This is a genomic window from Sandarakinorhabdus sp., assembly GCF_031422795.1.
Taxonomy (GTDB): domain Bacteria; phylum Pseudomonadota; class Alphaproteobacteria; order Sphingomonadales; family Sphingomonadaceae; genus Sandarakinorhabdus.
On the sequence record NZ_JANPML010000424.1, the window covers coordinates 1 to 3,532 of the forward strand.

Sequence of the window (3,532 nt, forward strand, 5' to 3'; positions counted from 1 at the left end):
CGCCTCGCGCCCCTGGGCGCGAGCGGGGTGAGGGTTTCCGAGCGTGGCCTTGCGACCCCCACCCCGCCGCGCTCCGCGCGAGTCACCCCTGCCCCCAAGATGGGGGAGGGGCTTGCCCCGCCCACCCGTGCCAATTCCCACCTCCCCCTGTAGGGGGCCGCGCATCCTCCATCCCGCACTGCAACACAGGAATTTTCCATGGCGATCACCCGCACCTTCTCGATCATCAAGCCCGATGCCACCCGCCGCAACATCACCGGCAAGGTGAACACGATGATCGAAGGCGCCGGCCTGCGCATCGTGGCGCAAAAGCGCCTGCATCTCACCCAGGACCAGGCCGAAGGTTTCTACGCCGTCCACCGCGAACGCGGCTTCTTCGGTGAACTGGTGCAGTTCATGATCAGCGGCCCGGTTGTGGTGCAGGTCCTCGAAGGCGAAGACGCTGTTCCCGCCTATCGCGCCATCATGGGCGCCACCAACCCGGCCAACGCCGACGCCGGCACCATCCGCAAGGAACTGGCCGAATCGATCGAAGCCAACACCGTGCACGGCTCGGACAGCGACGAGAACGCCGCGATCGAGATCGCCTATTTCTTCGCGCAGACCGAGATCGTTGGCTGAAGCTATCAGCCTTGAATTCCAAAAGGGCCGCAGTGATCCTGCGGCCCTTTCTGTATCTGGGCGCCAGCCTTGAACTGTTCGATGCAGCCGATCAGACCATCAGGCGTTGCCCAGTCCGCGTTTCAAGGCGGACGTTATGGCGGCATTGAACTGGCGGGAAACTCTTGCTCCGGGGACAGCAATATTAAAGGCATGGAACGCTCCCGGCACCACCAACATTTCCACCGGGACGCCAACGGCCGTCAGTCGCTGCGCATAGGCAATGTCTTCAAGAACAAACAAATCCAGTGCCCCCACGGCGATGAAGGTGGGCGGCAGGCCGGCAAGATTCTCGACCCGTGCCGGTACCGAACCCATCGGCACCGAGGGCAGCCCCGGCGCCTGCCCCAACAATGCTGTCCAGCCGAAACTATTGGCTTCGCGGCTCCAGGCAATCGTGCCGATATGGGGCGGTACGGATACCGTTGAAGCGGTGCGATCGTCCAGCATCGGAAATACAAGTAGCTGGAACGCAATCGGAAATTCGCCGCGATCTCGGGCCGCGATGGCCAGCATGGCAGCGTGGCCACCACCGGCACTATCCCCGCCGATCGCAATGCGTTTTGGGTCGATGCCCAGCACATCGGCCTGCGTAATCAACCAACGCAGCACGGCATAATTGTCTTCCAATGCGCCGGGAAAGCGGGTTTCGGGGGCAAGGCGATAATCGACTGACACCAACAGGCACTCAGCCTCTTGTGCCAAGGTCTGCAGCCTGGCCGGGCGCGCCATGAGTCGCCCAGCCACATATCCGCCGCCGTGCATGTGCAAATAGACGGGCTTGCCGCGCGCAACCTTGGATCCATCGAACATCGCCACCTGCACATCAGGCGCGTTCTTCGGGCCGGGAACCATGCGAATTTGTGGCTGTGGCGCTGGCAAGGGCAGCGGTACGCCATCAACTTCACTCGCCCGCCGCGCAGCCAGTGTTTCCGCCCCGAGGCGGTTGGAAGGCATGCGTCGTGCCGCTTCGCGAAGTTCCGGATCAGACAGGGCAAACGGATCAGTGTCGGCGGCGAGTGCAGAGCCGCTCAACATGAGGCTGGAGACAGACGCTGCAGCAAGGAATCGGCGACGGGAGATTTGATCCAGGGTCAACATCGTCAGCCTCTCGCCGCTGTGGGTCAGCTCGGCAGCATGGCCAATCGCTTTGGTACGCACAAGCGCCAAGCTGCGCTCAACATCGCCCCTGCAAGGGGGAGATCTTGTTCGCCTGTGCCTTCAAGCCACTTTCGCGTTCGTCACTTCTTCTTCTTCTTCACATAGGGCGTGATCTCCAGCGCGCCCGGCTCGACGGCATGGACGCCGCCAAACACCAGGATGCCGCCGCGAAATTCGATCAGCTTGTAATCCTTGTAGCTGCCAAGATCCCAGGCCCGCCACTTGGACGGCTTGCCGACGAACGGCAGCGAGCCGTTCACGTCGAGCTTGGCATCATCGTTGCGTGCAAACGGCTGGCGGCGGTCCGTCAGCATGATGCGAAGCGCCGTTTCCAGTTCGGCGTTGAGCAGGGCCTTCAGCTTTTCGCCGTTGTTTTCGGTGAGGCTGCCCGCACCGGTCAACGGCATCGCCGGGCCCTCGCAGCAGAAATACTTGATCGTCCGGGGCTTTTTGCTGCCGGCTTCGGGTTCGAGCTTGGTCTTCAGCACGATATAGGGCCGCACGTCGGTTTGGTTGACGAAGGTGAGAACGATGTAGGGCACCATCGTAACGCCCGACGGGCTTTCTGCCGTGGCGAGCGTGTAGGCGCCCTGGAACTGCTCCTCGGCGAGGATGCTGCCCGTCAGTTCGGTGGCCCGGCCGGTCACGTCGAAGCGCAGCGCGTCCTGGGTGTCGTTCGTCCGCTTGCCACCGGCATCGGTATTGGCCGCACTGTGCACTGCCATGCCGACCACGCCGAACAACAGGCCCAGCGCGCCACCCTTCTGGTGGCCGGAGACGACGATGTTGCTGTCGGGAATGCGTTTCACGCCCATGGGCAGATCGCTCATGCCGTTCGGCCCCTTGCCGTCGATGAAGAGGCTGAGCGGGGCTGCGGCTGGTGCGGCGGCGGGCGCTGCAGCAGGTGCGGGGGCGGCATCTGTCGCCTGTGCAGCAAGCGGCTGCGCCGAAAGGGCGGCCAGGGCCGCGGCAAGAAGCAAATTCCGCATCAAATTGTCCCCCATTGCGCAGCCGCGTCGTTCTGTGCGCCGGCTGTCTTGCCGGAATAGGCGAGGCCTATTCCGGGGGCAATGGGGTGGGCGGTGCCCGCGTTTCAGAAGGGCAGGATCGCCAGCCGCTTGGGCGCACACAGCCGCCACGCTGCGCTCAGCATCGCTTCGATCATCGCCCAGTCCGGCCCGTCGGTGAGGACAATGCCCACCCAACCGGCGGGGCCGAAATATTTGGGGCGGAAAAAGCGGTCCGGGTCCTGCTCGATCAGCATGGCGGCTTCGTCGAGGCCGGAGACTTTCAACAAGAGCGCGGTGACGCCGTGGCCGTGGTGGTTTTCGCTGAAATAGGCGAAGAACTTGCCGCCTTCGACGAAAAAGCCGGGGGAGCCGTGGGAGAGTTTTTCCGTCGCCACTGGCAGGTTCAGCGCCAGACCGCGCACGCGGGTGAGCAGGGCTTCGGGGCGGTCCGCCGCCGAGACGAAATCGGCCAGCACGCGTGGGTAGAGTTGGTGCTCGGCATATTGCACGCGCACCGCCAGGCTGTCGGGCGTGTCGCCGGGCAGCACCTTGATGCGCGCCTGGGCCAGGGTTGGGCCATCATCCAGTTCGGGGGTGACGATGTGGATGGTGCAGCCGGTCTCGGCTTCGCCGGCCGCCAGCACGGCTTCGTGGGTGTGCAGGCCCTTGTGTTTGGGCAGCAGCGACGGGTGGATGTTGAG

The 3,532-nt window shown here is 64.0% G+C and carries 4 protein-coding genes; 1 reads left to right on the forward strand and 3 read right to left on the reverse strand.

What is annotated here, in order from left to right; all coding sequences use genetic code 11:
- Window positions 1–198 precede the first annotated feature (198 nt).
- Window positions 199–621 carry a nucleoside-diphosphate kinase gene (ndk, locus tag RMO81_RS14605; RefSeq protein WP_310476639.1) on the forward strand — a complete coding sequence of 141 codons (423 nt, stop codon included), beginning with the start codon at window positions 199–201 and terminating at the stop codon, window positions 619–621.
- A gap of 99 nt (window positions 622–720) precedes the next feature.
- On the opposite strand, the gene RMO81_RS14610 is transcribed toward ndk, so the two are convergent.
- From RMO81_RS14610 to RMO81_RS14620, 3 genes are all read right to left on the reverse strand, one after another.
- On the reverse strand, window positions 721–1,698 hold the full coding sequence (locus RMO81_RS14610) for an alpha/beta hydrolase (RefSeq protein ID WP_310476640.1): 978 nt from the start codon (window positions 1,696–1,698) through the stop codon (window positions 721–723).
- A 203-nt stretch (window positions 1,699–1,901) separates the two neighbouring features.
- Window positions 1,902–2,810, reverse strand: a complete 909-nt coding sequence (locus RMO81_RS14615; protein WP_310476642.1) for a hypothetical protein — start codon at window positions 2,808–2,810, stop codon at window positions 1,902–1,904.
- Window positions 2,811–2,914: 104 nt separating this feature from the next.
- On the reverse strand, window positions 2,915–3,532 hold a 618-nt coding region (locus tag RMO81_RS14620), incomplete at its 5' end, for a formyltransferase family protein (protein WP_310476643.1).